Source organism: Burkholderia sp. F1 (genome assembly GCF_050813845.1).
GTDB classification, from domain to species: Bacteria; Pseudomonadota; Gammaproteobacteria; order Burkholderiales; family Burkholderiaceae; genus Burkholderia; species Burkholderia ubonensis.
In genome coordinates, this window is the sequence record NZ_CP172422.1 from 750529 (window position 1) to 775451 (window position 24923).

Consider the following 24923-nt stretch of genomic DNA (forward strand, 5'->3'; position numbering starts at 1 on the left):
GCAGGCAAGGCGATTCTCGCGCCGGACACGGAAACCGCACACGGGTCCGGTGCGACGAATCGGCGAACGCCGCTCAGCTCACCCGGCAGCCTCGTCATCCACCTTCCGCGCATCGTCGTCGAGCAGCGTGAACGCCTCGGCGATCATCCGCTGCACGTCCTGACGCAGGATCGTCGCATCGAACGGCAGGCGTGCGGCGAACGGGTCCCGGTCGAAGCACCCGTCCGCCGCGCTTTTGTCGTTCGGTGCCCCGCGTTTCGTATGCACCTGTCGACGGGTGCGCCTCGTCGTAGTCGCTTGATTTTGAGAATGATTGGTTCTAATATCTGCTCTCATGAGCCCGACCCCAACGCCTCCCGGCTCCCGCGACAGGGGGCGACCGCGTGAATTCGACGCCGACGATGTCGTCGAGGCCGCGGCGCGCGTGTTCTGGGAGCAGGGGTATCACGCGACATCGATTGACGAGCTGTGCGAGGCGACAGGGGTATTCCGCGGCAGCCTGTACCGGACGTTCGGCGACAAGCACGGGTTGCTGGTGGCCGCGTTCGACCGTTATGCGGAAGGCGCGGTGGCGCGCCTCAAGGAGCGCCTGGCGGCGGATCTCCCGCCGCGGCAGGCGCTCAGAGAGGCGCTCATGCACTATACGAAAATCGGTGTCCGCCTGTCGGAACGTCGCGGCTGTTTCATCACGAATGCTGCCATTGAGCTGCTGCCCGGTGACGACGAGTTGCGTCCTTATATCGAGTCGACGCTGCAACGCATCGCCACGCAACTGAGTCTCGCCGTCGCGCGGGGGCAGCAGGCCGGTGAGTTCGATCGGAAACTCGATGCGGAAGAAGTCGGCCGGTATCTGCTTTGCCTGATCCAGGGGATGCGTGTGCTGGGCAAGGCGAGCATGGCAGAGCCGGATCTCGCGTCGATCGTGGATATTGCGATGCGTGCGCTGGGTTGAATCTCTTTTTGCCTTTTTTGAGAATGATTGGTTTCAAAATTGGTGCGATGCGCCTGCCGAAGATCATGCGGAGGAAGTGGCAGGGAATTCTGTTCCGGTAGACGCCGAACCGCGGGATGCAGCCGGGACGGCGTCATTTTTCGATTAATTTGGGAATGATTAGTCATGAATGATGCCATTACGACGTCGTCGTCTGCAACCGTGTACGGGAGAGGCATCGTTGCGTGCGTGATCGCGACGATCCTCATGGGCGCAATGTTTCCGGTGATGACCGATGCGCTGGTGTACATCGATCCATTTACCTTCACGTCGTTGCGCTATCTGGTCGCCGGCGCCGGCTTCGCCGTGTTGCTGTGGATCACCGAAGGGCGGGATGCGTTCCGGGCCGCCGGCGAATCCGTGCCGCTCGCCTGGCTGCTCGGATCGGTCGGTTTCTGCGGGTTCGGGTCGTTCGTGTTTCTGGGCCAGCAACTGGCCGGCGAAGAGGGCGCGCTCGCCGCGTCGATCATGATGGCGACCCAGCCGATGATGGGGCTGCTGCTCAACGCGCTGGTGCGGCGCGTCGCCCCCGCGCCGTTGTCGGTCCTGTTCGTGGCGCTGTCCTTCACCGGTGTCGCCCTCGTCATTACGCGTGGCGACCTGATCGCCGCGCTGCACGCGCCGCAGCATTACGCGGCAAACGCGCTGATCATCCTCGGAGCGTTGTGCTGGGTCGTCTATACGTTCGGCGCGGCGCGCTTCACGCGCTGGTCCGCGTTGAAATACACGACGGTCACGACCTGGCTTGGGCTGACCACCATCATCACGGTCAACCTGGCGTTGATCGTCACGCATCGGATTGCGGCGCCGTCGCTGGCCGCGGTTCACGCGATCCTGCCGCATCTCGCGTACATGGGGCCGGTGGCGGGCTTCGGTGCGATCCTGCTCTGGATGACGGGCAACCGGATCCTGGGGCCGATGAACGGCGTGCTGTTCATGGATATCGTCCCCATCACGGCATTCGTCGTCTCCGCGTTCACGGGCGTCGTGCCCAATCATGCGCAAGTAGCGGGCGTGGCACTGACGGGCGCGGCGCTGATCCTCAACAACCTGTACCTGAGACGCAGGGCGCAGCGAATCGGGAAGGCGCTTGCGCGTGTGCCATCTGCCTCTGCGTGAGCAGAGGCGTGCCGTTGCCCACGCAGGCGCAACACCGGCGCGACCCGCGGGCGGGTGGCTCGCGCGAATGCCTGCCGCCCGTTCCGCCGCTTACGGAAACACGACCGTCCGATCCCCGTTCAGGAATACCCGTCGCTCGATGAACGCCTTCACCGCGCGCGCGAGCGTGATGCATTCGACGTCGCGGCCGACCGCGAGCAGCTGCTCCGGGCGATACGCGTGATCGACGCGCTCGACGACCTGCTCGATGATCGGGCCTTCGTCGAGATCGTCGGTGACGAAGTGCGCGGTCGCGCCGATCAGCTTCACGCCGCGCGTGTGCGCCTGGTGATACGGCTTCGCGCCCTTGAAGCCGGGCAGGAACGAGTGATGGATGTTGATCGCGCGGTTCGCGAGCTTCGCGCTCGTTTCCTGCGACAGCACCTGCATGTAGCGCGCGAGGATCACGAGCTCCGCGCCGCTCGTCTCGAACACGTCGAGCCATTGCGCTTCCTGCCGCGCCTTCGTGTCGGCGGTGATCGGGAAATGGCGGAACGGCAGCCCGTGCTGCGCGGCCAGCGGCTCGAAGTCCGGATGGTTCGACACGATGCCGACGATGTCCATCTTCAGTTCGCCCATCCGCCAGCGGAACAGCAGGTCGGCAAGGCAGTGCTCGAGCTTCGACACCATGATCAGCACCTTCGGCCGCGCGTTGACGTCGTGGATCGCCCATTGCATGTCGAAGCCGGCCGCGATCGGCGCGAATTCGTGCCGCAGCGCGTCGACGCTGAGCGTTTCGTCGGTCGGATGGAACACGCAGCGTACGAAGAAGCGATTGCTGAGATCGTCGTCGAACACGTTCAGCGCGTCGACGTAGCAGCGATGGCGGTCGAGAAAGCCGACGACGGCGGCGACCTGGCCGGCCGCGCTCGGGCACGACAGCGTCAGGACGAATTGTTCGGGGCGTTGGACGTCGCTCATGGGGCTCCTCGGGTCTCGGTGGGCGATCGGCGCGGGCGCGGCGCACGGGGTTGCGCTGCGACGACGAATCGCGATGCCCAAGTAAATCAGGCCAGATTTCGAGCGGATAGAACCGACTCGCCGTGTGGCTGGTATCGGCGCGTCAGTGCGCCGCCGCGCCGGGCTCCGGCGAACGGGCACTCGTCGAGTCGAGCGGGACCGGGATGCTGACGCAGGCCGAGCCGTCGCTCGTCGCGCCCTGGCTGGATGGCGTGACGACGGCCGCCGGCGCGCCGCGCCGGCCATCCGTGTTTTCCCGACCGGTCGTAACCAGACCATTTGATGTCGCCTTCAGACGGGTGACGCGAAATATGGGTTTGTATTTTTTGCCCATGGCTCCCGTTATTGCGGAAAACGAAACGGCGAAGCCATCAGACGTACTGAATGCAAATCAGGCGGCAATCAACGTCGTCAACGAGGTCTGGGGTTTTTTCCATCGAATGGTCAGGGAGGGTGGTCGACAATGAAGCAGACGAAAATGGCCGCAGCAGCCGCGCTTGCATGCGCGGCGGCCTGCGCACCGGCAGTGAGCCATGCGCAGAGCAGCGTGACGTTGTACGGGATTCTGGATGCGGGCATCACGTGGGTGAACAACACGGGCGGCGCGCACGTGGTCAAGTTCGACGACGGCGTCGCCTACGGCAACCGGTTCGGGCTCAAGGGCACCGAGGATCTGGGCGGCGGCCTGAAGGCGGTGTTCACGCTCGAGAGCGGCTTCCACCTCGGCAACGGCCAGCTCAGCTTCGGTGGCGCGGAATTCGGCCGTCAAGCCTATGTCGGACTGCAGAACGACTGGGGCACGCTGTCGTTCGGCAACCAGCTCGACATCACCAACGAGCTGGTGTCGATCTACAACATCTCCGCATGGGGCAGCGGCTACGCGATCCACCAGGGCGACTTCGACCGTTTCAACGGCGACCGCCTGCCGAACTCGGTGAAGTTCCTGTCGAACGATCTCAGCGGCTTCAAGTTCGGCGCGATGTACTCGTTCGGCAACGTCGCGGGCAACTTCCACCGCAACAGCGCATGGAGCGCGGGCGCGAGCTTCACGAAGGGCGACTTCTCGATCGGGGCCGCGTACACGCGCCTGAACAACCCGTTCGGCATCTATGCGTTCGATCCGTACGCGATGATCGGCACGCACACGTTCCTCGGCCAGCAGACCGTCACCGTCGATCCGGCGACCGGCGCGCGCACCGACCTGTTCGCGAACACGCCGATGAACATCGACAGCCAGGGCACGTTCGGCGTCGGCGCGAGCTACGCGATCGGCAAGCTGACGCTCGACGCGAACTACTCGTACACGACGATCAAGGGCTTCGGCAACTCGTCGCACATGCAGGTCTACGAAGGCGGCGGCTCGTACCAGTTCACGCCGGCGCTGAGCCTGATCGCGGGCTACCAGCACACGCGCTTCGAAGGCCACCACTGGAACCAGGGCACCGCGGGCCTCCATTACATGCTGTCGAAGCGCACCGACGTCTATGTCTCCGGCGATTACCTGCGTGCGTCGCAAGGCGTCGATGCGGTGATCGGCTACAGCTTCACGCCGTCGACGACGCAGACCCAGGCCGACGTGCGGATCGGCATGCGGCATTCGTTCTGAGCGAGGAAAGCGACGCGGCATCCAGTCTTCAGCGAGGTCTCTCTTTGGCGCGAACCCAGGTTCGCGCCTTTTTTTTGTTCATCGCGGATTACCGCGAAATCCGGCGGGAGATCGTCGGGGTTCGGCCAGATTACGCTGATCACGATTGGCGACGGCCGGCCAGGAGCGGTCCCCGCCGGCAGCGAATCGCCTCCTCGGGCCATATTGGACAGGGCTCGGGCGAGAACTGCCGGTACGCAGATAGCGTCAGACCGCGTTCGGCCAACGCTGCAATCGCGCCCTATTCGTTGGTGCTAGGATCAAAAGACGACCACGCTGGAGACGATCATGGCCCGCGCTGAGAATACGCACAATGGTTTTGAATATTCAGTTCAAACGCTCCTGAAACAAGGCGTCGGCGATGCCGATTTGCAGATATTCGGGTTCCACGGCTTCGTGCTTGTCCCGAACGACACCGCTGCTCAGCCCGCCACGCAAATTCCGGTTCAATGCCTTGAGGAAGAGGGCTACCGTCGCGAAAACTGGGCGTTGGATGCTGCCGTTGACGAAGCAAAAGCGATCATCGACGGCAAGCGTCCACTGAAAGGCCCGACAGCGCTCCGATAAGGGCGGCAGGCTTGTGCCGGCCCGAGATCTGCCGTTCGCTGCTCGAGACCGAACGACCGATACGGACAATTCCCGAATTCGTGCCCCGACCCGACCGTCCTTGACGACGCGCGTTATTGCACGTTCCGATTGTCGACGTTGTCGGCACGAAACCGGCGGAGGCGGGTATGCGCTTCGAAGCATTTTCGTTTGGTTTCATCCGCATTGATGGCGTGACCTACCAGCATGACGTGGTAATTGACCACGGGCAGGTTCGCAAACGCAAGAAGGGGCCCTCCCGGCAGTTCCGCGAGGCATTTGGGCACACACCGCTGTCTGCGGCGGAGGATATACCCTGGAAGTGCCATCGGCTTGTGATCGGTACGGGCACCGGGGCGCTGCCGGTGATGGACGAGGTGAAGGACGAGGCCAAGCGTCGACGAGTCGAACTGGTCATCCTGCCGACGGCGGAAGCCATCGCCAAACTCAAGGAGCACCCTGGCCAGACCAATGCGATCCTGCATGTCACGTGCTAGACCGCACATATCCGCACGGTTTTCGGGTTCGATTCCTGATGCATCGTGGCCGGAGGGCCCGACGGCGGGCGAAATACGCGCTGCTCGGCCGGTTGTCGTCTGTCGCGATCGCCCCGGTCCGGCCGGAAGCGTCATCCGTCCGTGCTGTTGTCCGGACGCTCCGACGCCCTCTTTGAAGATCCCTGACCCTTAGTCTCTCCATCGCATGCACTTGAATCCCGTTGATTTCCGCTGCGGATATCCGAAGGCGTGAGTGCAAACCATTGGTGGCAGGCGCGCGACAACGCGGACTGAGCCGGATAGCCGAGCATCAACGAAATCTGGCCGATCGTCAGTCTGGTGTTCTGAAGGTAATGCACCGCGAGCTGCTGGCGAACCTCGTCCTTGATGGTTTCGAAGCACGTGCCCTCTTCCGAAAGACGGCGCTGCAGCGTTCTTGGATGCAGCGCCAGCAGCGCGGCGACACTGGATTTGTCGCAGCTCGACGCGCCAAGCGCTTGCCGCAGCACTTGGCGAACGCGATCGGACGTGCTCCCTTGGGCCGCACCGAAATTCCGGAAAATGTAGTCTTCCGCGATCTGACGAAACGCGGCGTTCGCGCCTTGAACGTTGGCGGAAAACGTATCGCGCGCAATGTACAACGTTGCGCCGACCGGTTCCGCCAGCAGTCTTGCCCCGAAGAAGCGCTCGTACACCGCGCGGCTGACGACAGGTTCGTGCGGTATCGATACGGCGCGTAGATCGTATTTGTCCCCGGCAAACAGCCGCAGGAAATTATGTGCGTCCGCGAGGCAAAGATCGCTGTTTTGCCGCGTGACGACGGGCCCGGACAGGCGAATGTCGATGGATACCGCAACCGTGTTCTTCACGATCGGGCTGCGCTCGTCGACCGACACGACGAGGCCCGGGCTCTGCACGAACAGGTAACGACTCAAATCGTTCAGGGCATCCCGGATCGTGGGTGCGTTGCGCAGCACGATGCTCAACGGCCCCAGCACGTCGATGCTCTGATGCGACGACAAGCGCAGACCGAAATCGCCGCATCGCGTCACCTCGGCGCTGGCTTCCAGCAGATGCGTAGCGGAACGAAGCGATATCAACGCGTCGTCCCGGTCCAGCGACGCCTCCTCGATGTGGTAGCGGCGCAGCAGCGGCACGGGATCGTGGCCCATGTCGCGCATCAATGCCGGATAGCCGCGAAGGCCACTCGCTCTGACCAATGGATCCATGTCTCAAAATGTAAAACATTAGTCTCATGACGTCAAACTTCAGCCTGTCGCCGTCGCTAGAGTGCGTATGTCGATCAAAATCAGCGAGGAGACATCCGATGAAAAACAACTACGACGTGTTGATCATTGGCGCAGGCATTTCCGGTATCGGCATGGCGTGCCATCTGGCCAAAGCGTGTCCGGACAAACGCGTCGCGATTCTGGAGCGGCGCAATGCGATCGGCGGGACATGGGATCTGTTCCGTTATCCGGGGATCCGGTCCGATTCGGACATGTTCAGCTTCGGCTATGCATTCCGGCCGTGGCACGACTACAAGGTCCTCGCTGACGGGTCATCGATCCGGCAGTACATCGCCGACACCGCGCGCGAGCATGGTGTCGACCGATTCATCCATTTCGGCGTCAAGATCGAAGACGCGCGCTGGTCGACGGAGCAGCGCCGCTGGACGGTCGACGCCCGGCATGAAGACAGCGGCGACACGTCGACCTTCACCTGCAAGTACCTCATTCCTTGCACCGGTTACTACAACCACGACCGCGGATATCTGCCGCATTTTCCGGGGCAGGAGAGATTCACCGGCTTGCGCATCCATCCGCAGCACTGGCCAGAGGATCTCGATTATCGCGGCAAGCGCGTCGTGGTAATCGGCAGCGGCGCAACCGCCGTCACGCTCGTGCCCGCGATGGCCGGCCAGGCGGCTCACGTCACGATGCTGCAGCGGTCGCCGAGCTACATCTTTTCGGTGCCGGCCTACGACAAGATGTCGGCCGTGCTGGATCGCGTGTTGCCGACCCGCTGGGTATACGGGATGGCCCGCTGGCGCAATATCCGGCTGCAACGCCTCATCTACAAGGCGGCCAGGCGATGGCCCCGCCGGATCCGGTCGTGGTTGCTGGCCCACGTCGAGAAGCAGGTCGGCGGCGGCGTAGACATGCGGCACTTCACACCCGGATACAACCCGTGGGACGAGCGGCTGTGCGCGGTACCGGACGGCGATCTGTTCAAGGTCATCCGCGCAGGGAAGGCATCCGTCGTGACCGACCACATCGAGACGTTCACGGAAAACGGCATTCTGCTGAAGTCCGGCAAAGTGCTCCACGCGGACATCATCGTCACGGCGACCGGCCTCCAGCTCCAATCGCTCGGCGGCATGAAGGTGCACGTCGATGGACGACAGCTCGACATCAGCGCCCTGATGACATACAAGGGCGTGCTGCTTCAGGACGTTCCGAATTTCGCCTACCTGTTCGGCTACACGAACGCACCTTGGACACTGAAGGTCGATATGGCAGCGACCTACGTCTGCCGCTTGATGAAGCACATGGATGCGGAAGGTTTCGACATGGCAACGGCGCACGCGCCGTCGGGCGAGATGCTCGACGAATCGATCCTGGGTTCGCTGCAATCCGGCTACGTGCAGCGCGGTCAGGGCGTCCTGCCGCGTCAGGGCCAGGCGTTGCCGTGGCGCGTTCTTCACAACCTCGAGGTCGATCGCGAGATGCTGCTGAAGGAGACGATCGCCGACCCCGTACTCGAATTCAGGCGCCCCGGGAGCGGCGAGCCGGCTTCTGCGGCACGCCGGGCAGACAAGCGGACCGTGTCCGCGTGAAGCGGCATGCATGCACGACACTCGTCAACCGACTGAACCGGAAGCAACCATGCTCAGCTTCGACTCCACATTCCCGAGCCAGGGCGAGTACTGCGCCGGGACGCTCATGCTGCCCGACTCGGGCCACCGGCCCCCCGTCATCGTGATGGCGCACGGCTTCGGCGCGATTCGCGCTGCAGGTTTGCCCGCCTTTGCGCGACGTTTCGTCGACGAAGGGTATGCGGTGTATCTCTTCGACTATCGCAATTTTGGCGATAGCGAAGGGATGCCGCGGCATTGGGTCAGCCCGCGCCGGCACCTTGCCGACTGGGCTGCGGCAGTCCGGCACGTGCGGACGCTTTCCGGCATCGATACCGGGCGCATCGTCCTGTGGGGCACCTCGTTTTCAGGCGGGCACGTGATCGAAACGGCCGCAAACGATCAGCGGATTCATGCGGTGATCGCCCAGGTGCCGCACGTGAGCGGTGTCGCGAGCCTGCGGCAGGTGCCGGCGCACGTCACCCTTCGGCTGGCGATAGCGGCGCTGCGCGACCAAGCCGGCAGACTGTTCGGCTGTCCGCACTACAGCCCGATTGTCGGGCGCCCCGGCGACGCGGCGGCGCTGACGAGCGCCGAGTGCTGGGAGGGCTATGCCCGCCTGGTTCAGGCGGGAGCAAGCTGGGAAAACAAGGTGCTGTCCCGGATCTTCATGGAGATTCCGTTTTACAGCCCGGTTCGCTCCGCGCGTCGAGTGAAAGCACCGACGCTCATCGTTGCCGGTCGACGCGACACAGTCACGCCTGCCTCGGCGGCATATCGGGCAGCGACGCGCATTCCGGACTGCGAATTTCACCTTGTGGATGGCAATCACTTCGAGCTGCATCTCGAAGAAGAAGCGGTGTGCTTGCAGAATATCGCGTTGCAGCTGGCCTTCCTGAAAAAACACCTCGGCGTCGACCGCCCCGTCGGAACCGTGGCTGTCTAGCCTGTCCGCGCAATTCGAGCACACCGTCGCCGTGACGCGGGACGGCGTGCGGGGCCTGACGTTGCGCCCCGACGAAAAGCTGCCGAACTGACGGCCCGGCAAGCGCGGGCCGCGTCAGAAGTCGCGTGCCAGCGCGCGCGCCGCTTCCGCCGCGGCATGCCGACCTGATCGCCCGTCGTCGCCGAGCAGCGTCTTCTCGACCACGATGCCCTGTACGTCGGTCACGCCGACGAACTTCAGCCACATCTCGACATAGGGCCGCTGCAGATCGTATTCGCGCGCCGGCGTGAACGATCCCGGCGAAGCGTAATCGAGCCCGCGCGCATAGACGACCGCCGCCTTCCTGCCGGCGAGCTTGCCGGCGAACCCGGCGCCGTCGAACGCGAACAGCACGTCCTTCTGCGAAATGACGTCGATCAGGTGCTTGAGCTTGTACGGGATGCCGAAATTCCACAGCGGGATGCCGAACAGCAGCTTGTCGGCCGCATGAAACGGCGCGGCGAGCGCCTCGATGCGCGCCCAGGCCGACGCCTGGGCCGGCGTCAGCGCGGCGCCTGCGAGCCCCGCGTACTTGGCCGCCATCGCGTCGCCGTCGAATTCCGGCAACGCGAGATCCCAGACGTCGAGCGTGTCGACGGTATCCGCCGGGTGGGCTTCGCGGTACGCGTCGAGAAAGGCGCGGCAGATGTCGATGGACGCAGAATCGCGCTTGCGCGGCGAGCATTCGATGTAGAGCAGTCGAGCCATGTCGGTCGTTCCTGTGCAAGGGGGAAAGAAGGGCGCGAGCCGATGCTCGCGACGACAGCTACAAGGCTAGCGGGTCGGCGTATCATCTGGAAACGATATTAATTTGTCGGACTTACCCGTTTTGGTGATGAATGAATACCCCCCTCGACACCGCGCTGCTCCACACCTTCGTCACGGTCGCGGACGCGCGCAGCTTTACCGGCGCGGGGCGCCGGCTGCACCTGAGCCAGTCTGCCGTCAGCGCGCAGGTCGCGCGGCTCGAGGAGCAGGCCGGATGCACGCTGCTGATGCGCAATACCCGCACCGTGTCGCTGACCGATCAGGGCCTGCTGCTGCTCGGCTATGCGCGCGCGATGCTCAATCTCAGCGCCGAGGCCCGGGCTTGCCTCGGCGGCGCGGGCGCTCCGGGGCGGCTGCGCGTCGGCGCGTCGGACGAGTTTGCGTGCGGCTGGCTGCCTGACATCCTGCGCCGCTTCGGCGCGCGCCATCGCGGGCTGGCGCTCGAGCTCGCCGTCGACGTGCCGGGCAATCTGGTTCAGGGGTTCGACGCGGGACGCTTCGATCTGGTGATCGGCAGCCGTTGCGAACGCGACGAGCGGGGCATCCGCCTCGGCGCCGAGCCGCTCGTGTGGGCGTTCGCGCGTCATGAACCGTTGCCGGACGGCGCGCTGCCGCTCGCGTGCATTCCCGAGCCATGCCCGTTCCGCGAGGCGGCGCTCACGGCGCTCGCACGCGCCGAGGTCGCGTCGCGCATCGCGTGCGTCAGCCCGAGCATGGCCGGCGTGAAGGCGGCTGCGCGGGCCGGGTTCGCCGTGACGCCGCTGCCGCGCAGCGCGATCGACGACGGGTTGCGGGAGCTGACGTCGGCGGATGGCCTGCCGCCGCTCCCGAGCGTTGAATACGTGCTGATGCACGATGCGGGCGGGGCGCTCGTGCGCGAACTCGCGCAGACGATCCGCGACGAGTTCGAGATGCGGCCGCTCGGCAGCGCGGCTGCCGCGCATGCGCGCGGGGCGGCGGGTGCAACCGCCGGCTGAGCGCGTGCGGGGCGGTCCCGGCCACCGGGAAGCGTGGATCGGGGGCACAAGCCCGACGGATTCATGACCGTCGAGCCGTTGAACGGCGGTGACGTCTTTGCCGTGCGCTCAGCGCCGCGCCCGCGTGTCCGACGGCCGTTCGCCGAACGTCCTCCGATAGTCCGCGGCGAACTGCCCGAGATGGCCGAAGCCCCAGCGTGTCGCGATCTCCGTGACCGAAGCGGTCTCGTCCGGCGCCTGCAGCGCCGCTCTCGCGCGCTGCAGGCGGACTTCCTTCAGATAGCGCATCGTGCCGATGTCGCGCCACTGATGAAACGCGCGCTGCATCGTGCGCACGCTGCAATGCGCGGCAGCGGCAATATCGGCCAGCGTCAGCGGCTGGCCGGCGTGCTCGTCGATGAATGCGATCGCGCGCTTCACGCAGGCCGGCGCGACGCCGCCGCCTGCGGACATCGCGTCTGTCAGCTGTTCGCCGATGAGGCTGACGATCAGCATTTCTTCTGCCAGCGGGAGCTGCATCGCTTTCAGCGCGGGCGGCGTGTCGGGATGCAGCAACTGCCGGAGCATCTGCACCGACGCGAGCCAGAGGTCGCGGCGCCGAGCTTCGATCAGCGCGCACGACGGCAGCGCGGACGGTGGTTCGCGCCCGGACATGCGACGCCAGACTTCCGCGATACGCTGCGCGTCGATGCGCACACCCAACTGCACGTTGTCCTCGCTGTAGCGGAATTGCGATAGTTCGTCCGACGCGACGAGCACGGTCGAACCGGGGCCGCCCGTGTGCGCGAGCCTGCCGCTGCGGATGTCCGAGTGCCCGGCCAGCGTGGTCAGCACGAGCACGAAATTGCCGAAGATCTCGGGCCGGATGGCGATGTCCGTTCCGTACGCAAACCATGAGAGCGCGACACTGTCGCCTTCCAGGTTGAACATGGTGGCCGGCATGGTGCGGCGGCGCGCCGCGGTGAAACGATAGGGGCGATAAACCTTGCTGATTTCGCGGCGGGCATGTTCGAGATCGTCGGACTCGAACAGCATCGCACTGCGGGGGACGTCCTGGTCGGCCAACAGCGGCGAGCGGGACAGCGCGGGCATGCCCGGCCGGGAGAGCAGCTGGTTCACGTTCGTCCCTCCTGACTGAAGCGGCGCGGAGCGGCGGCTTCAAAGAATGGCGCGTTTCAGATGCCGATGGCACGGAAACGATAGTTGCCCGCGCGTGCTCCGGCAATCATGGAGCCGTGTTGAACGTTGAACGGAGCGTGCGCAGCGATGAATCATCCGACAGGCGGCAATTATACGGCGTACATCAACGGCGGGTTCGCGCGGGCGGACGGCGCGACCTTCGCCGCGGTCAACCCAGCGACGGGCGAGCGGCTCGCGGACATCGCGCGATGCGGCGCGGCGGAGGTTGCCGCGGCCGTCGAAGCCGCGCGACGGGCGCTGCCCGCCTGGAAGGCCACGAGCTACGAGACGCGGGCCGCGCTGCTGAACCGTCTTGCCGATGCGCTGGAACAGGCGCTGCCGCGCCTCGCGACGATCGACGCGATGGATATCGGCCGGCGCATCGCCGAGACGCGCATCGACCACGAAAAGGCCATTGCGCAGTACCGCTACTTCGCCAGCGCGATTCTGACGCACGAGGGGTATGGACGGCCGATTCCCGACGGTTACCTGGTCGTGAAGCGTGAACCGATCGGCGTGGTCGGCCAGATCATCCCGTGGAACGTGCCGGCGCTGATGGTCGCGCTGAAGGTGGCGCCCGCCGTCGCGGCGGGCAACACGGTCGTGCTCAAGCCGGACGAGAACGCGTCGCTGTCGACGCTCGCGTTCGCCGAAATTGCCGGCGGCATTTTCCCGCCGGGCGTCATCAACGTGGTGCCGGGGTTCGGCGACGAGGTCGGCGCTGCGCTGACGTCGCATCCCGACGTGGCGAAGCTCGCCTTCACCGGCAGCCCGGAAGTCGGGCGGATCATCGGTCGCGCGGGCGCGGACCGGCTGGTGCCGGTGTCGCTCGAACTGGGCGGCAAGAGTCCCAACATCGTGTTTCCGGACGTGGAGAACCTCGATGCGGTCGTCGACAACGCGCTGTTCGCGGCGATGTATTGCAACGGCCAGTCGTGTCTCGCCGGCACGCGTCTGTTCGTGCATGACGACCTCTATGCGCCGTTCGTCGACAAGCTGACGTCGGCTGCCGCGAGAATGAAAGTCGGCGATCCGCTCGACGAGACGGTTCACCTGAGCTGCCTCGTATCCGCGAAGCAGGGCGAGCGGGTGCTCGATTACATCCGTATCGGCAAGGCCGAGGGCGCGAAGGTGCTGTTCGGCGGCGAACGCGTGAGGGTGCCCGGCTGCGACGCCGGCTACTTCATCCCGCCGACCTTGCTGGAGGCGCGCAACAGCATGCGTGTCGCGCAGGAAGAGATCTTCGGACCGGTGTTGAGCATCATTCGCTGGAGCGATGTCGACCGGATGCTGAAGGAAGCGAACGACGTTCCATACGGGCTCGCCGCGGGGATCTACACGTCGGATCTCGACAACGCGATGCGGACGGCCGATGCGCTCGAGGCGGGTTCGGTCTGGATCAACCAGTATTTCAATCTCGCAAGCGGCGTGCCGTTCGGCGGCATCAAGGAGAGCGGCATCGGGGTCGAGCATTGCCGCGAAACGCTCAATCTGTATTCGCACCTGAAATCCGTGACGATCCGGAATTGCGTCGGCGATCCGTGGTTCGTCGCGTGACGACCGGCGCGATCCGCTAATTCTGCCAGTGCAACTGCGTCAGGGCAGTGCAATCCGATCCGGAGATGCTTCGATGAGTCAGACCGAGTTTCGCGACATCGTCGCCGCCGTCACCCACACCAAGGGGGCGCCATTCGTGCTGGAACCGGCCCGGCTGCGTGCGCCGGTGGACGACGAGGTGCAGGTGCGCATCGTCGCTGCCGGCATGTGCCATACCGATCTGATCATCCGCGACCAGTACTACCCGGTGCCCCTGCCTGCGGTGCTGGGACACGAAGGCGCCGGGGTCGTCGAAGCCGTCGGCCCGCGGGTCGGGTCGCTGGCGCCCGGCGATCACGTCGTGCTGACCTACGGCCATTGCGGACATTGCGCGACCTGCGACGCGGGCCGTCCGTCGTACTGCGCGGATTTCTATTCACAGAATTTCGGCGGCTGCGGGCACGACGGGCAATGCGCGATCACGACGCCCGACGGGACGCCGATCCACGATCATTTCTTTTCCCAATCGTCGTTCGCGACATTTGCGCTGACGCGCGAACGCAGCGCGATCAAGGTGCCCAGGCACGCGCCGCTGCAATTGCTGGGCCCGCTCGGATGCGGGATTCAGACGGGGGCCGGCGCGGTCATCCATTCGCTGAAAGTGGCGCCGGGCAGCCGCTTTCTCGTGCTCGGCGCGGGTGCGGTCGGGATGTCCGCGGTGCTCGCGGCCCGGCTCGCGGGCGCGGCGACCATCATCGCGGTCGACATCGTGCCTGGCCGGCTGGCGCTCGCGCGCGAGCTCGGCGCGACGCACGCGCTCGACAGCCGCGAGTCCGGCTGGGTCGACGCAGTCCGCGCAATCACCGGCGGCGGCGCCGGGTTCGCGCTCGAAACGACCGGCCGGCCGGAGATGCTCGCGCACGGCGTGTCGGCGCTCGCGCCGCTGGGCGTGCTCGGCGTCGTCGGCGCATCGCGGCAACACACGAAGGCGGCGTTCGACCTCAACGACCTGATGATCGCGGGCAAGCGCATTCAAGGGATCTGCGAAGGGGACAGCGTGCCTCGCAGGTTCATTCCCGAGCTGGTGGAGCTGCACCTGCAAGGCCGCTTCGCGTTCGACAAGCTGGTGAAGTTCTACCCGTTCGCGGACATCAACCGGGCGGCGGCGGACAGCGAAGCCGGCGCAACGCTGAAGCCGATCCTGCTGATCGACAACCATGCATGAACCCGAACAGCCGGGCTTTTTCTGAAAACGACGACACGCATCGATACATGACTACGACCACGCTCTATCGCGGCATGGACCGCCTCGCACTCGACGCCGCGTACGACAACTCGAACGCGGTTCCCGATTTTCCCGCCGTGCTGGCCGACTTTCAGGCGCGCAGCACGAAGCTCTACGACGCAGCTTCGTGCCGGCGTGATCTCCGCTACGGCGACCATGCGCGCGAACGCTATGACTGGATCGCATGCGGCAAACCCGACGCGCCGACCTTCGTGTTCATCCACGGCGGCTATTGGCAAGCCTGCGCGAAGGAGGATTTCGCATTCGTCGCGAGCGGGCCGCTCGCGAACGGGTTCAATGTCGTGCTGGCTGAGTACACGCTGGCGCCCGACGCGTCGATGACGCAGATCGTCGGCGAGATCGGCCGGCTGCTTGACCATCTGGCGGCCGACCGTGACGGTCTCGGCGTCGCGGGCAGGCCGCTCGTGCTGAGCGGGCATTCGGCGGGCGGGCACCTGACGGCGATGTATCGCGCGCATCGGGCCGTGACGGCCGCGCTGCCGATCAGCGCGCTCGTCGACCTGGAGCCGATCGCGCTGTCATGGCTCGACGACAAGCTGAAGCTGTCGGCGCATGAAATCGATGCGTACAGCCCGCTGCGGCATGTCGGCAAGGGCGCGCCGACCGTCGTCGCGGTCGGCGGCGCGGAATTGCCGGAACTCGTGCGTCATTCGGACGATTATGCGGCGGCGTGCGTCGCGGCCGGCGAGCGGGTCGAGCGGGTTCACGTGCCGGATTGCACGCACTTTTCGGTGCTCGACGATCTGGCGCGTCCCGACGGCAGGCTGTTGCGGGCGCTGTCGACGCTCACGGGGCGCTGACGGGGCGCAATGCGTTTCGCGTTCGAACCGGACTCACGCCGGTTCGCGCGTCACGCGCACCGCCGTCCCGTAGCAGATCACTTCCGTCACGCCGGAGCTGATGTCGGTCGAGTCGTACCGCATCGCGACGATCGCATTCGCGCCGAGCTTGCGCGCATCGGCGAGCATCTTGTCGAATGCCTGCTGGCGGGCCTTCTCGCACAGCGACGTGTACAGCGTGATATTGCCGCCGAACAGCGTCTGCAGCGCCGCGCCGAACGTGCCGACGATCGAGCGTGAGCGCACGACGATCCCTTGTGCAACGCCGAGCGAGCGCACGGTGGCGTGGCCGGGCAGGTCGAAGGCGGTGGTCACGCGTTCGGGCGTGACGTCGTCGAGGGAGCGGTTGGTGTCTTGCATGGTCGATGGGCGCACGGCGGCGTGTGGAAAGCGAGCGGTGATTCTATCGGATGCGACAACGGGCGCGAACACCGGTTCGCGCCCGTTTCGCTTTCGCGCATGCGAGCGGCTCAGCCGCGCGCCGTCATGGCCGGGTCGCGGCGCCGCCGTCGCCGAGATCGACCGCGTAGGCCAATGCCAGCTTGCCGAACTTCAGCGCATGGTTGGCCTGGCGATCCGAGTTCTCCAGCGTGTCGTCCACGGTATGGATGTTCGGATTGTCGTTCTGGTCCGCCTCGAACGGGAGCGACGCCGGATAGCCCTGCGCGTTCCACGACGCATGGTCCGAGCACGCATAGCCGCACCGCGACGTGCCAACCGTCAGCTCCGGCAGGTAGGTCCGCGCCAGGTTCGACAGGTAGGTGTTCTGCGCGGCGTTCGTGTAGTCGGAGATCAGGTAGATGTCTTTCGCGTCGCCCTTGTAGTTCGTCATGTCGAGCTGCAGCACGCCGACCACGTTCGCGTTCTGCGCGCGAAACTGCTTCGCGATCGCCTTCGAGCCGAGCAGCCCGGCTTCCTCCGCCGCATAGCCGATGAACTTGATCGTCCGCTTCGGCTTGTAGTTGTTCGCGAGCAGCACGCGCAGCGCCTCGGTCAGGCTGGCGATGCCGGATGCGTCGTCGTCCGCGCCGGGCGAGCGGGTGTTCTCGGTCGTCCAGCCGACGGTCGAGTCGAGGTGCCCGCCGAGCACGACCGTGCCCGCCGCCGGGTCGCTGCCCTTGATCGTCAGGATCACCGACTTCTGCGGCCAGCCGGTATGCGCGAACTGCTCGACGGTGACGTCGGCGCGCGCGCCCGCGAGCTGCTTCCATTGCAGCGCGATCCAGTCGGACGCGGCGACGCCGTGCGACGTCGTGTAGTAGCGGTTCGTGAAGCCGGACAACGACGTGATCGTGCCGACGATGTTGCTGGCCTGCAGTTGCTGGACCCAGTTGCGGATCTGCTGGGAATCCGCGACCTTGTACTCGGGCGCGGCCTGTTTCGCGAGCGGCAGCGGCTGCAGCGCCTGGCGCGCTTCGTCGTAGGAGTCGTGCACGACGTAGCCCGGCCCGTGGCCGCGGCTGCGGTGCACCGCGTGCGCGAGTTCGCCCAGCACGGCGTCGTCGACCTGTACGACGTGGACGGTGTCGCGGCGGGCGGTGCCGTCGGCGGCCTGGCCGGACGGGACCGTCGTGGTGTACCGCGCGGTCGCGCCGGCGTCGATGCGCTGCAGCTGGCGGTAGGCGCCGTCGCCGAGCGTGATCCACACGGGCGCCGCATGCGCGGCCACGGCGAACAGCGTGCCGCATAGCGCGGCGCTCAGTTGTTTCAGCGATGAAGTAGGCATGTTCGATCTCATCAGGGTAGTGATGTCGACGAATCGGGGGGGGGCGCAGGTTTTGCGATCCCCCCCGTCCTGCTGCGGTGTCACGACTTCTTCGGCACGGTCACGGCATACGTGCAGCTCTTGTTGTACGCGTTGCCGATCGCCGCGATCTGCGTGGCGCTGTAGCCGAGCGTGGCGGCGGCGTTGATCACGGCTTGCGCGGCCGCTTTCTGGTTGGTCGAGCCGTTGGTCATCGACAGGCCCTTCAGGAACGCCTTGTCCATCGCCTGGCCGCCGATCGCGTCGCGCGCGACCAGGTTGCACGACGCCCAGTACTGGCCGGCCGTGTGGATCTCGGCGCCGCGCGCCTGCGCATAGGTGCGGCCGACGTTCCAGTTGGTCACGCGGCCGCCCCAGAACTCGTTGTGGCCGTCCCAGTTGAAGACCCAGTTGTACTGCGCGTCGGACGGGCTCCACTGGTTGAAGTCGCGGCTGTATGCGGCGGCCAGGTAGTCGCCCGTGCCTTCCGACAGACCTTCCTGCTGCGACAGGCCACCGTTGGTGATCCAGTCGTGGATGCCGTGGCCCAGTTCGTGGATCACCACGTCGGCGTCCTCCGCGTCGTCGACGCCGCCCTGGCCGAACGTCAGCTTGCCGCTGCCCGACGAGTACGACGAGTTGTCCGCGCCGGATTCGCCGTGCGGGTCGTACTGGACGCCGCCTGAATACTGGTACGGCAGCGCCTTGACGCCGAGCGTCTGGTTCACGTAGCGCAGGAACGTATCGATGTGGTAGTACGCGTTGACCGCCTCGAAATAGAGGTTGCCGCGCGTGAACTCGAAGTTCGGCGTCGCCTGCACCGGGCACGCGTTGTCGAGCGGCGCATCGAAATCGACGCAGGATGCGTACGGGCCGGAGAGCTTGTAGGTCGAGCCCGATTGCGTGAGATCCTTCAACGTCACGCGCACGCGCGCGGCGGTCAGCTGCGGGGAGTCGGCGTCGTTATTGTCCTTGTAGCCGGCGCTGCCGTAGCTGCTTTTCGTCGGCGATAGCGGATCGGGGCGGAACACGAAGCCGGTGCCGTCGGTCGCGTAGAACGCCTTGTCCTCGGCACGCAGCACTTCGCCGCTGCCCGCGTCGATCAGCAGTTCCCAGTCGCCCTTCGGGCCGTTCTGCGGCTTGCCGCGCACCTTCCACGCGGTATGCGTGCCGGCGGCGTCGACGAACGCGACGAGCTGTGCGTCGACGTTCGTGAAGCCGCTCACGCCGAGATACGCGCGCGCGCGGTCGAGCGCCTGCTGCTGGTCGACGGCCTGCGACTTGGCGGCCTTGGGGGCCACGCTGCTGATCGCGTTGCTCGCGACGTACAGGATGCGGCCGTCCTTGCCGACCGTGACCGCGATGTCGCTGCCGTAGACGGGCAGGCCGGCCGCCTGCTGCTGGAAGCGCACGACGGTGAAGTCGGGGTCCTTGCGCTCCGACGTGACGACGAGGCTGGCGAGCGCGGCCGCGTCGAGCCCGAGCTGGACGGCCTGCGACGCGACGAAGTCGCGCGCGGTCGCCGCCGGCGTGGCGGCGGCCTTCTTCGCGTGATAGGGCGGGTTGTACAGCGTGACGGCGACGCCGTCCGCGCGGAACTGGCCGGTCGGCGCATCCGATTTCGCGGCGGACGGCGCGACGCCGCGCGTCAGGCTCTCGCGCAGGCTCGATGCCTGCGGGTCCCCGTTCTTGTGGTCGGCGGCGGAGCTGGTTGCGACGCCGAAACCCAGCGCGATGCTCAGTGCCAACGGCAGTGCCTTGCGTGATGTTTGCATACGTCATCCTCGATTCAACGGTTGGGGAAGCCCGCGCCTTCGCGAGGCGCAGGTACGACACGGCCCGCGCGCCGGCTTGCAAATGCCGGCGCGTCGAGGCGCGTAGCGGTGCTGCGACTGACTAAGGACAGCTAAGCGTCAGGTCGAAGCGAAACAGGAGAAAGGTGGAATGCGAACGGACCGCCGGACGGCGGAAGGCAGGGAGAAACGGACGGCGGGCAGGTGCTGCGACGGATTATCGAGCATCGTCATGTCATACCCCTCGGATCAAAGTTGGAGTGGCAGCCTGCATGCTCGACTTGTGTCGGCAAGCGTTCTCATCTCGTTAGGCTGCCTATGTATTTTTTTACATGTTACAGAATATTTTCGAGAACATTGCAAATTATTTTCGATGTTCGCTTCGATGCGTCGATCAATTGGCGGGATTGTTCATCGAACGGTCGAAGATGATGCGGGATTGCGCAATGTTCCGCTGTTTTGCGCGCAGGCGCGACGACCTGCATGGGATCGTCAGCGCTGCGCGCGGCGGTCGCTGCGCGGGCTCATCCCGAAACGCGTGCGATAGGTGCGCGAGAAGTGCGACGGCGATTCGAAGCCGCACGCGACGCACACCGACGTGATGCTCATGTCGGTCTGCTGCAGCAGCTCGCGCGCGCGGTCGAGCCGCAGGTTCAGGTAGAAGCGCGTCGGCGTGTCGTTCAGCGTCGTGCTGAACAGCCGCTCGAGCTGGCGCCGCGTGATCGCGACTTCGTCGGCGAGCGCGTCGGGCCCGAGCGGATTTTCCATGTGGCGCTGCATCGTGCCGATCACCTGGATCAGCTTGCGGTTGTGCACGCCGTAGCGCGCGGCGATCTCGAGCCGCTGGCTGTCCGAGCGCTGGCGGATCCGGCTGACGACGAACTGCTCGGAGATCGCCGCCGCGAGGTCCGCGCCATGCCGCCGCCCGATCAGGTCGAGCATCATGTCGATCGACGCGGTGCCGCCCGCGCAGGTGATGCGCCGTTCGCCGATCTCGAACAGCTCCTGCGTCGCCTTCAGGCCCGGGTAGCGCTCGCGGAACGCGGCAAGCGCTTCCCAATGCAGCGTGAGCGGATGCGACGAATCGAACAGCCCGGCCTCGGCGAGCACGAAGCTGCCGGTATCGATGCCGCCGAGCGTCGCGCCGTGCCGGTGCTGGCGCCGCAGCCAGTCGCCGAGCGCGCGCGTGTAGCAGACGAGCGGGTCGAAGCCCGCGACGACGAACACCGTGCCGACGCGTTCCACGTCCGCGTACGCGGCCTCCGCGGCGACCGGGATGCCGTTGCTTGCGGCCACCGGGCCGCCGTCCGCGCTGAGCACGTGCCAGCGGTAAAGCTGCGAGCGGAAGCGGTTCGCGACGCGCAGCGGCTCGACCGCGGACATGAAGCCGAGTGCGGAGAAGCCGGGCAGCAGCAGGAAGTGGAAATCCTCAGGCATCGGAACGGGGGCTGGAAGGCAATGAACGTCGCGCGTCGCACGGCCGGAGCCGGCGCGTGCGAGCTGAGCGGTCAGCCGGAATTATCGCGGGTTTTGCCGCGATCTCAGCGCATTTTCGTGCTGCGGGCCGACCGGCGCGCGGTCATCGACGGCAGTTCGCCGAACTGGGCCTTGTACGCGTTCGCGAAATGCCCGAGATGGATGAAGCCCCAGCGGGCGGCCGCCTCGGCGATGGGCAGGTCGGCCTGCCGCGTATCGAGGAGCAGCCGCCTGACCTGCGCGAGCCGCAGCGAGCGCATGTAGCTCAACGGGCCGGTCTGCACGACGGACTGGAAACTGTTCTGCATCGTGCGCCGGCTCACGCGCAATTGCGCGCACAGGCCCTGGATGTCGACCGGCTCTTCCGGATGATCGATCACGTAGTCGTGAACGCGCCGCACGATGTCGGCGCGGCACGCGTGCGTGAGGCGGTTCGGGGGCGCGGGCACCCGGTACGCGAGCAGGTCGGCGAGCACGTCGCCGACCTCGCCGCGCAGCGCGCGCTGCGCCTGCGGGGCGTCGAACACGGCGGGCGCGGACAGCACGCGTTCGAGCAGCGTCGCGATCCGCAGCGCGGTGCGCATGCACACGGCATTCGGCATGTCGACGACGCCGCGCCGGAACACGCTGTCGTCGAGCCCGATGCCTGCCGCATCCACCACCTGTTGCAGCAGGTCCGCATCGACGACGACGCAGATCACCGACATATCGTCGGGAGAATGGAGTTCGAACGGCGCGCCGCCTTGCGCCATCACGATCGCGCCGTGCTCGATGCGCGTGCCGCCGAACGCGAACGCGCCGGCGCCCGTGAGCGGGATGCCGAACACCGTGTGGCCGGGCGGCAGCCGTCCGCGCTGGATGATGCGGACGTTGGCGGTCTCCTGGAACAGCTGCATGCCGTCCAGCGCGACCTGCTTGACGACGCTGCGATACGCGCCCGGGCCGATCTGGTCGTAGCGCTGGTCCCAGCCCCGCAACGCCTCGGCGTGCCGGTCCGCGTCGTCGAATAGCTGGTGATGCACGAACACAGGGCCTCCGGCGTGTCGATCGGATCGCGCAAGCGTAAACCGGCCGGGCGGTCGGCGCAAGACGGGCAAGGGTTAATCCGGGCGGCGCGCGCTGACGTTCAGGAGTGCTCGTCGCGGTCCCTTTCAGCGACATTTCCAATATCCCGAATCGGCACGCACGCGTTGCCGGTCTCGGCGCTGGCCGGATTTATTGTCGATCTACAGTCGCCCCACACAACATGAATCGCAACTGGAGGCGACATGAGGACAAGGCGACGAACCGCGGCCCTCGCGGCGATGCTGTCATGCGCGGCGGCGTGGAGCGGCCACGCGCACGCGATGGAGAAACCGGAGGAACTGGTCGTGCAGAAGATGCCGCCGTGGCATCCGCACGAGATCTTCGTCGTGGACATTTCGCTGCCGGTGATGACCGACGGGCGCGTCCACGTGTACGACGCAGACGCGAAAAAGCTGCTCGGCCAGATCGATGCCGGGTTCGGCCCGGGCTTTGCGATCTCGCCCGACCACAAGACGAGCTTCGTCGCGACGACCTACTTCTCGCGCGGCTCGCACGGCACGCGCACCGACGTCGTCGAGATGACCGACAACGCGACGCTCGATCGCGCGGGCGAGATCCCGATTCCGCCGAAGCACGCGCAGCATGTGCCGTCGCCGTACAACACGGCGTTCAGCGCGGACGGCAAGCGGCTGTACGTGGCGAACATCACGCCCTCCGCGTCGGTGACGGTGGTCGACGTGGCATCGAGGAAGGTGCTGTCGGAGATCGACATGGCCGCGTGCGTGCTCGCGTATCCGTCGGGGAACGACCGCTTCACGTCGCTGTGCGAAAGCGGCAAGGCGCTGACCGTCACGCTCGACGCGAATGGCAAGGAGGCGAAGCGGACGATGTCGGACGCGTTCATCGACGTGGACCAGGATCCGGCCTACGTCAACGCGTCGCCGTATCAGGGCGGCTACCTGTTCACGACGTTCCACGGCAGGGTGCGCAGCGCCGATTTCCGCGGCGACCAGCCCGTGTTCGGCAAGCCGTGGCCGCTGCTGGCCGATGCCGAGCGCGCCGACGGATGGCGCCCGGGCGGCATGCAGCAGACGGCCGTGCAGGCCAGGCTGCATCGCTACTACGTCGCGATGCACAAGGGCGGCGAAGGAACGCACAAGGAACCCGGCACGCAGGTCTGGGTGTACGACCTGCGCACGAAGCAGCGCATCGCGCGCTGGGATCTCGCGCAGCAGAAGATCGATCCGCTCGTCTCGATCCAGGTCAGCGAAGACGACAAGCCGCTGTTCTACGGCCTCACGCCGACCTCGGACCTGGTCATCCTGGACGCGCGCACCGGCAAGCTGCAGCACGTCGAGAAGCAGGTCGGCAATACGTCGTCGCTGCTCGTCAATCCGTGAGGCCGAGATGACGATCGATCCTGTACTCGCGACGGGCGCGCAGGCCGGCGCGGCCATCGTCGTGCTGCTCGGCGCGGTTGCCAAGTGGCGGCGGCCGGCGGCGTTCCGCCAGGCGCTCGGCGCTTACCGCCTGCTGCCCGATGCATTGACCGCGCCCACGGCATGGGCGATTCCGCTCGCGGAGGCGCTCGGCGCCGCGGCGCTGCTGTTTCCCGCGACGCGCGAATCCGGCGCGAGCGTGCTGGTCGCGCTGCTGCTCGTGTTCGCGGCCGGTCTCGCGATCAACATCCTGCGCGGCCACACCGACATCGATTGCGGCTGCTCGGGCTTCGCCGCGACGCGCCCGGCCGCGCAGCCGGATGCGCCGCGCGGCATCGGCTGGTTCCATGTCGCGCGCGTGCTGCTGCTCGCGGCGCTGGCCGCGACGGCGTTCGTCGAATCGACCGCGCGCCTGGTCGTGTGGTTCGACTACCTGACGCTGTTCTTCTCCGTCCTGCTGATCGTCTGCGCGTTGCTCACGGTCGACGTGCTGCTCGCCAACGTACCGCGCCTTGCCCACTTGAGGAATTCATGATGCAAACCGCTCTCACCGTTTCCACCGCGCTGCTGTGGACCGCCGTTCTCGCGCTCGGCGCGATCTGCTTCGCGCTCGTGCGCCAGGTCGGCATCCTGTACGAACGCATCATGCCCGCCGGCGCGTTGATGATCGACAAGGGACCCGCGGTCGGCGCGATCGCGCCGGCGTTCGAACTGTCCGACATTCGCGGCGCGCACGTGAAGGTCGGCGGCATCGAGCCGTCGGGCAAGGCGACGCTGCTGTTCTTCCTGTCGCCGACGTGCCCCGTCTGCAAGAAGCTGCTGCCGCTGTTGCCGTCGCTGCAGGCAAGCGAAGCGACGCCCGTGAACATCGTGCTCGCGAGCGACGGCGACCTTGATGAGCACACCCGCTTCGCGCGGAAGCACGACCTCGGGCGCTTCCCGTACGTGCTGTCGCAGGAGCTCGGCCTCGCGTACCAGATCGGCAAGCTGCCGTATGCGGTGTTGCTCGACGAATTCGGCACGGTGCGCGCGAAGGGGCTCGTCAATACGCGCGAGCATCTCGAGAGCCTGTTCGAGGCGAAGGAGCGCGGTGTCGCGTCGCTCCAGGCATTCGTGCACGGCAGTGCCCGCCACGAAGGCCATGCGCAGCACGTGTGACGCG

The 24923-nt window shown here is 66.2% G+C and carries 25 protein-coding genes and 1 pseudogene; 16 read left to right on the top strand and 10 right to left on the bottom strand.

Features of this window, described 5'->3' with window-relative positions; genetic code table 11:
• Nucleotides 1-78: 78 nt before the first annotated feature.
• Nucleotides 79-267 carry a hypothetical protein gene (locus ACFIMZ_RS22395; RefSeq protein ID WP_431824500.1) on the bottom strand — a complete coding sequence of 63 codons (189 nt, stop codon included), beginning with the start codon at nucleotides 265-267 and terminating at the stop codon, nucleotides 79-81.
• A gap of 67 nt (nucleotides 268-334) precedes the next feature.
• Between ACFIMZ_RS22395 and ACFIMZ_RS22400 the strand changes: the two genes are divergently transcribed.
• The gene (locus ACFIMZ_RS22400; protein ID WP_431824501.1) at nucleotides 335-952 is read left to right on the top strand and encodes a TetR/AcrR family transcriptional regulator; all 618 of its coding nucleotides are present in this window, start codon (nucleotides 335-337) and stop codon (nucleotides 950-952) included.
• 165 nt (nucleotides 953-1117) lie between these two features.
• On the top strand, nucleotides 1118-2110 hold the full coding sequence (locus ACFIMZ_RS22405) for a DMT family transporter (protein ID WP_431824502.1): 993 nt from the start codon (nucleotides 1118-1120) through the stop codon (nucleotides 2108-2110).
• 90 nt (nucleotides 2111-2200) lie between these two features.
• Here ACFIMZ_RS22405 and purU read toward each other — a convergent pair whose 3' ends face one another.
• Nucleotides 2201-3070, bottom strand: a complete 870-nt coding sequence (gene purU, locus ACFIMZ_RS22410) for a formyltetrahydrofolate deformylase (protein WP_431824503.1) — start codon at nucleotides 3068-3070, stop codon at nucleotides 2201-2203.
• Between the two features lie 203 nt (nucleotides 3071-3273).
• Between purU and ACFIMZ_RS22415 the strand changes: the two genes are divergently transcribed.
• From ACFIMZ_RS22415 to ACFIMZ_RS22430, 4 genes are all read left to right on the top strand, one after another.
• The gene (locus ACFIMZ_RS22415) at nucleotides 3274-3576 is read left to right on the top strand and encodes a hypothetical protein (protein WP_431824504.1); all 303 of its coding nucleotides are present in this window, start codon (nucleotides 3274-3276) and stop codon (nucleotides 3574-3576) included.
• Nucleotides 3573-4715: a porin gene (locus tag ACFIMZ_RS22420; RefSeq protein WP_431824505.1), complete on the top strand. Its 1143-nt coding sequence runs from the start codon at nucleotides 3573-3575 to the stop codon at nucleotides 4713-4715. The genes ACFIMZ_RS22415 and ACFIMZ_RS22420 overlap by 4 nt, the downstream gene beginning before the upstream one ends.
• A 327-nt stretch (nucleotides 4716-5042) precedes the next feature.
• Complete coding sequence (locus ACFIMZ_RS22425; protein WP_431824506.1) at nucleotides 5043-5321, top strand: hypothetical protein; 279 nt, start codon at nucleotides 5043-5045, stop codon at nucleotides 5319-5321.
• 167 nt (nucleotides 5322-5488) lie between these two features.
• Nucleotides 5489-5836: an MTH938/NDUFAF3 family protein gene (locus ACFIMZ_RS22430; RefSeq protein WP_431824507.1), complete on the top strand. Its 348-nt coding sequence runs from the start codon at nucleotides 5489-5491 to the stop codon at nucleotides 5834-5836.
• Nucleotides 5837-5967: 131 nt separating this feature from the next.
• Here the strand turns inward: ACFIMZ_RS22430 and ACFIMZ_RS22435 are convergent, their stop codons facing one another.
• Entirely contained in the window at nucleotides 5968-7065 is a 1098-nt protein-coding gene (locus tag ACFIMZ_RS22435; protein WP_431824508.1) for an AraC family transcriptional regulator, read from the bottom strand.
• Nucleotides 7066-7163: 98 nt separating this feature from the next.
• On the opposite strand from ACFIMZ_RS22435, the gene ACFIMZ_RS22440 reads away from it, so the two are divergent.
• From ACFIMZ_RS22440 to ACFIMZ_RS22450, 3 genes and pseudogenes are all read left to right on the top strand, one after another.
• Nucleotides 7164-8675, top strand: a complete 1512-nt coding sequence (locus ACFIMZ_RS22440) for a flavin-containing monooxygenase (RefSeq protein WP_431824509.1) — start codon at nucleotides 7164-7166, stop codon at nucleotides 8673-8675.
• 49 nt (nucleotides 8676-8724) lie between these two features.
• Nucleotides 8725-9639 (top strand): alpha/beta hydrolase, encoded by a 915-nt coding sequence (locus ACFIMZ_RS22445; RefSeq protein ID WP_431824510.1) that lies wholly within the window; start codon nucleotides 8725-8727, stop codon nucleotides 9637-9639.
• Nucleotide 9640: 1 nt separating this feature from the next.
• A pseudogene (locus ACFIMZ_RS22450) lies at nucleotides 9641-9730 on the top strand (type I methionyl aminopeptidase); the annotation flags it as partial.
• A gap of 23 nt (nucleotides 9731-9753) precedes the next feature.
• On the opposite strand, the gene ACFIMZ_RS22455 reads toward ACFIMZ_RS22450, so the two are convergent.
• Nucleotides 9754-10386, bottom strand: coding sequence for an FMN-dependent NADH-azoreductase (locus tag ACFIMZ_RS22455; protein WP_431824511.1), 633 nt, complete (start codon nucleotides 10384-10386; stop codon nucleotides 9754-9756).
• A gap of 131 nt (nucleotides 10387-10517) precedes the next feature.
• On the opposite strand from ACFIMZ_RS22455, the gene ACFIMZ_RS22460 reads away from it, so the two are divergent.
• Nucleotides 10518-11423, top strand: coding sequence for a LysR substrate-binding domain-containing protein (locus ACFIMZ_RS22460; protein WP_431824512.1), 906 nt, complete (start codon nucleotides 10518-10520; stop codon nucleotides 11421-11423).
• A gap of 108 nt (nucleotides 11424-11531) precedes the next feature.
• Here the strand turns inward: ACFIMZ_RS22460 and ACFIMZ_RS22465 are convergent, their stop codons facing one another.
• Nucleotides 11532-12542 (bottom strand): AraC family transcriptional regulator, encoded by a 1011-nt coding sequence (locus ACFIMZ_RS22465; RefSeq protein WP_431824513.1) that lies wholly within the window; start codon nucleotides 12540-12542, stop codon nucleotides 11532-11534.
• Between the two features lie 147 nt (nucleotides 12543-12689).
• On the opposite strand from ACFIMZ_RS22465, the gene ACFIMZ_RS22470 reads away from it, so the two are divergent.
• From ACFIMZ_RS22470 to ACFIMZ_RS22480, 3 genes are all read left to right on the top strand, one after another.
• Nucleotides 12690-14159, top strand: coding sequence for an aldehyde dehydrogenase family protein (locus ACFIMZ_RS22470; protein ID WP_431824514.1), 1470 nt, complete (start codon nucleotides 12690-12692; stop codon nucleotides 14157-14159).
• 73 nt (nucleotides 14160-14232) lie between these two features.
• Entirely contained in the window at nucleotides 14233-15363 is a 1131-nt protein-coding gene (locus tag ACFIMZ_RS22475; protein WP_431824515.1) for an NAD(P)-dependent alcohol dehydrogenase, read from the top strand.
• Nucleotides 15364-15410: 47 nt separating this feature from the next.
• Nucleotides 15411-16244: an alpha/beta hydrolase gene (locus ACFIMZ_RS22480; RefSeq protein ID WP_431824516.1), complete on the top strand. Its 834-nt coding sequence runs from the start codon at nucleotides 15411-15413 to the stop codon at nucleotides 16242-16244.
• Between the two features lie 33 nt (nucleotides 16245-16277).
• Here the strand turns inward: ACFIMZ_RS22480 and ACFIMZ_RS22485 are convergent, their stop codons facing one another.
• From ACFIMZ_RS22485 to ACFIMZ_RS22505, 5 genes are all read right to left on the bottom strand, one after another.
• Nucleotides 16278-16643, bottom strand: a complete 366-nt coding sequence (locus ACFIMZ_RS22485) for a YbjQ family protein (RefSeq protein WP_431824517.1) — start codon at nucleotides 16641-16643, stop codon at nucleotides 16278-16280.
• Between the two features lie 124 nt (nucleotides 16644-16767).
• A complete protein-coding gene (locus ACFIMZ_RS22490) occupies nucleotides 16768-18009 on the bottom strand; it encodes a M20/M25/M40 family metallo-hydrolase (protein ID WP_431824518.1) in 1242 nt (413 codons plus the stop codon).
• 80 nt (nucleotides 18010-18089) lie between these two features.
• Complete coding sequence (locus ACFIMZ_RS22495; RefSeq protein WP_431824519.1) at nucleotides 18090-19802, bottom strand: M36 family metallopeptidase; 1713 nt, start codon at nucleotides 19800-19802, stop codon at nucleotides 18090-18092.
• Between the two features lie 510 nt (nucleotides 19803-20312).
• On the bottom strand, nucleotides 20313-21257 hold the full coding sequence (locus tag ACFIMZ_RS22500; protein WP_431824520.1) for a GlxA family transcriptional regulator: 945 nt from the start codon (nucleotides 21255-21257) through the stop codon (nucleotides 20313-20315).
• A gap of 104 nt (nucleotides 21258-21361) precedes the next feature.
• The gene (locus tag ACFIMZ_RS22505; RefSeq protein ID WP_431824521.1) at nucleotides 21362-22324 is read right to left on the bottom strand and encodes a helix-turn-helix domain-containing protein; all 963 of its coding nucleotides are present in this window, start codon (nucleotides 22322-22324) and stop codon (nucleotides 21362-21364) included.
• Between the two features lie 240 nt (nucleotides 22325-22564).
• Between ACFIMZ_RS22505 and ACFIMZ_RS22510 the strand changes: the two genes are divergently transcribed.
• The 3 genes from ACFIMZ_RS22510 to mauD are packed head-to-tail and all read left to right on the top strand — an operon-like array spanning nucleotide 22565 to nucleotide 24919.
• Entirely contained in the window at nucleotides 22565-23722 is a 1158-nt protein-coding gene (locus ACFIMZ_RS22510) for an amine dehydrogenase large subunit (RefSeq protein ID WP_431824522.1), read from the top strand.
• 7 nt (nucleotides 23723-23729) lie between these two features.
• Nucleotides 23730-24296 carry a MauE/DoxX family redox-associated membrane protein gene (locus ACFIMZ_RS22515; RefSeq protein WP_431824523.1) on the top strand — a complete coding sequence of 189 codons (567 nt, stop codon included), beginning with the start codon at nucleotides 23730-23732 and terminating at the stop codon, nucleotides 24294-24296.
• Nucleotides 24293-24919, top strand: a complete 627-nt coding sequence (mauD, locus tag ACFIMZ_RS22520) for a methylamine dehydrogenase accessory protein MauD (protein ID WP_431824524.1) — start codon at nucleotides 24293-24295, stop codon at nucleotides 24917-24919. The genes ACFIMZ_RS22515 and mauD overlap by 4 nt, the downstream gene beginning before the upstream one ends.
• The last annotated feature ends 4 nt before the right edge of the window (nucleotides 24920-24923 follow it).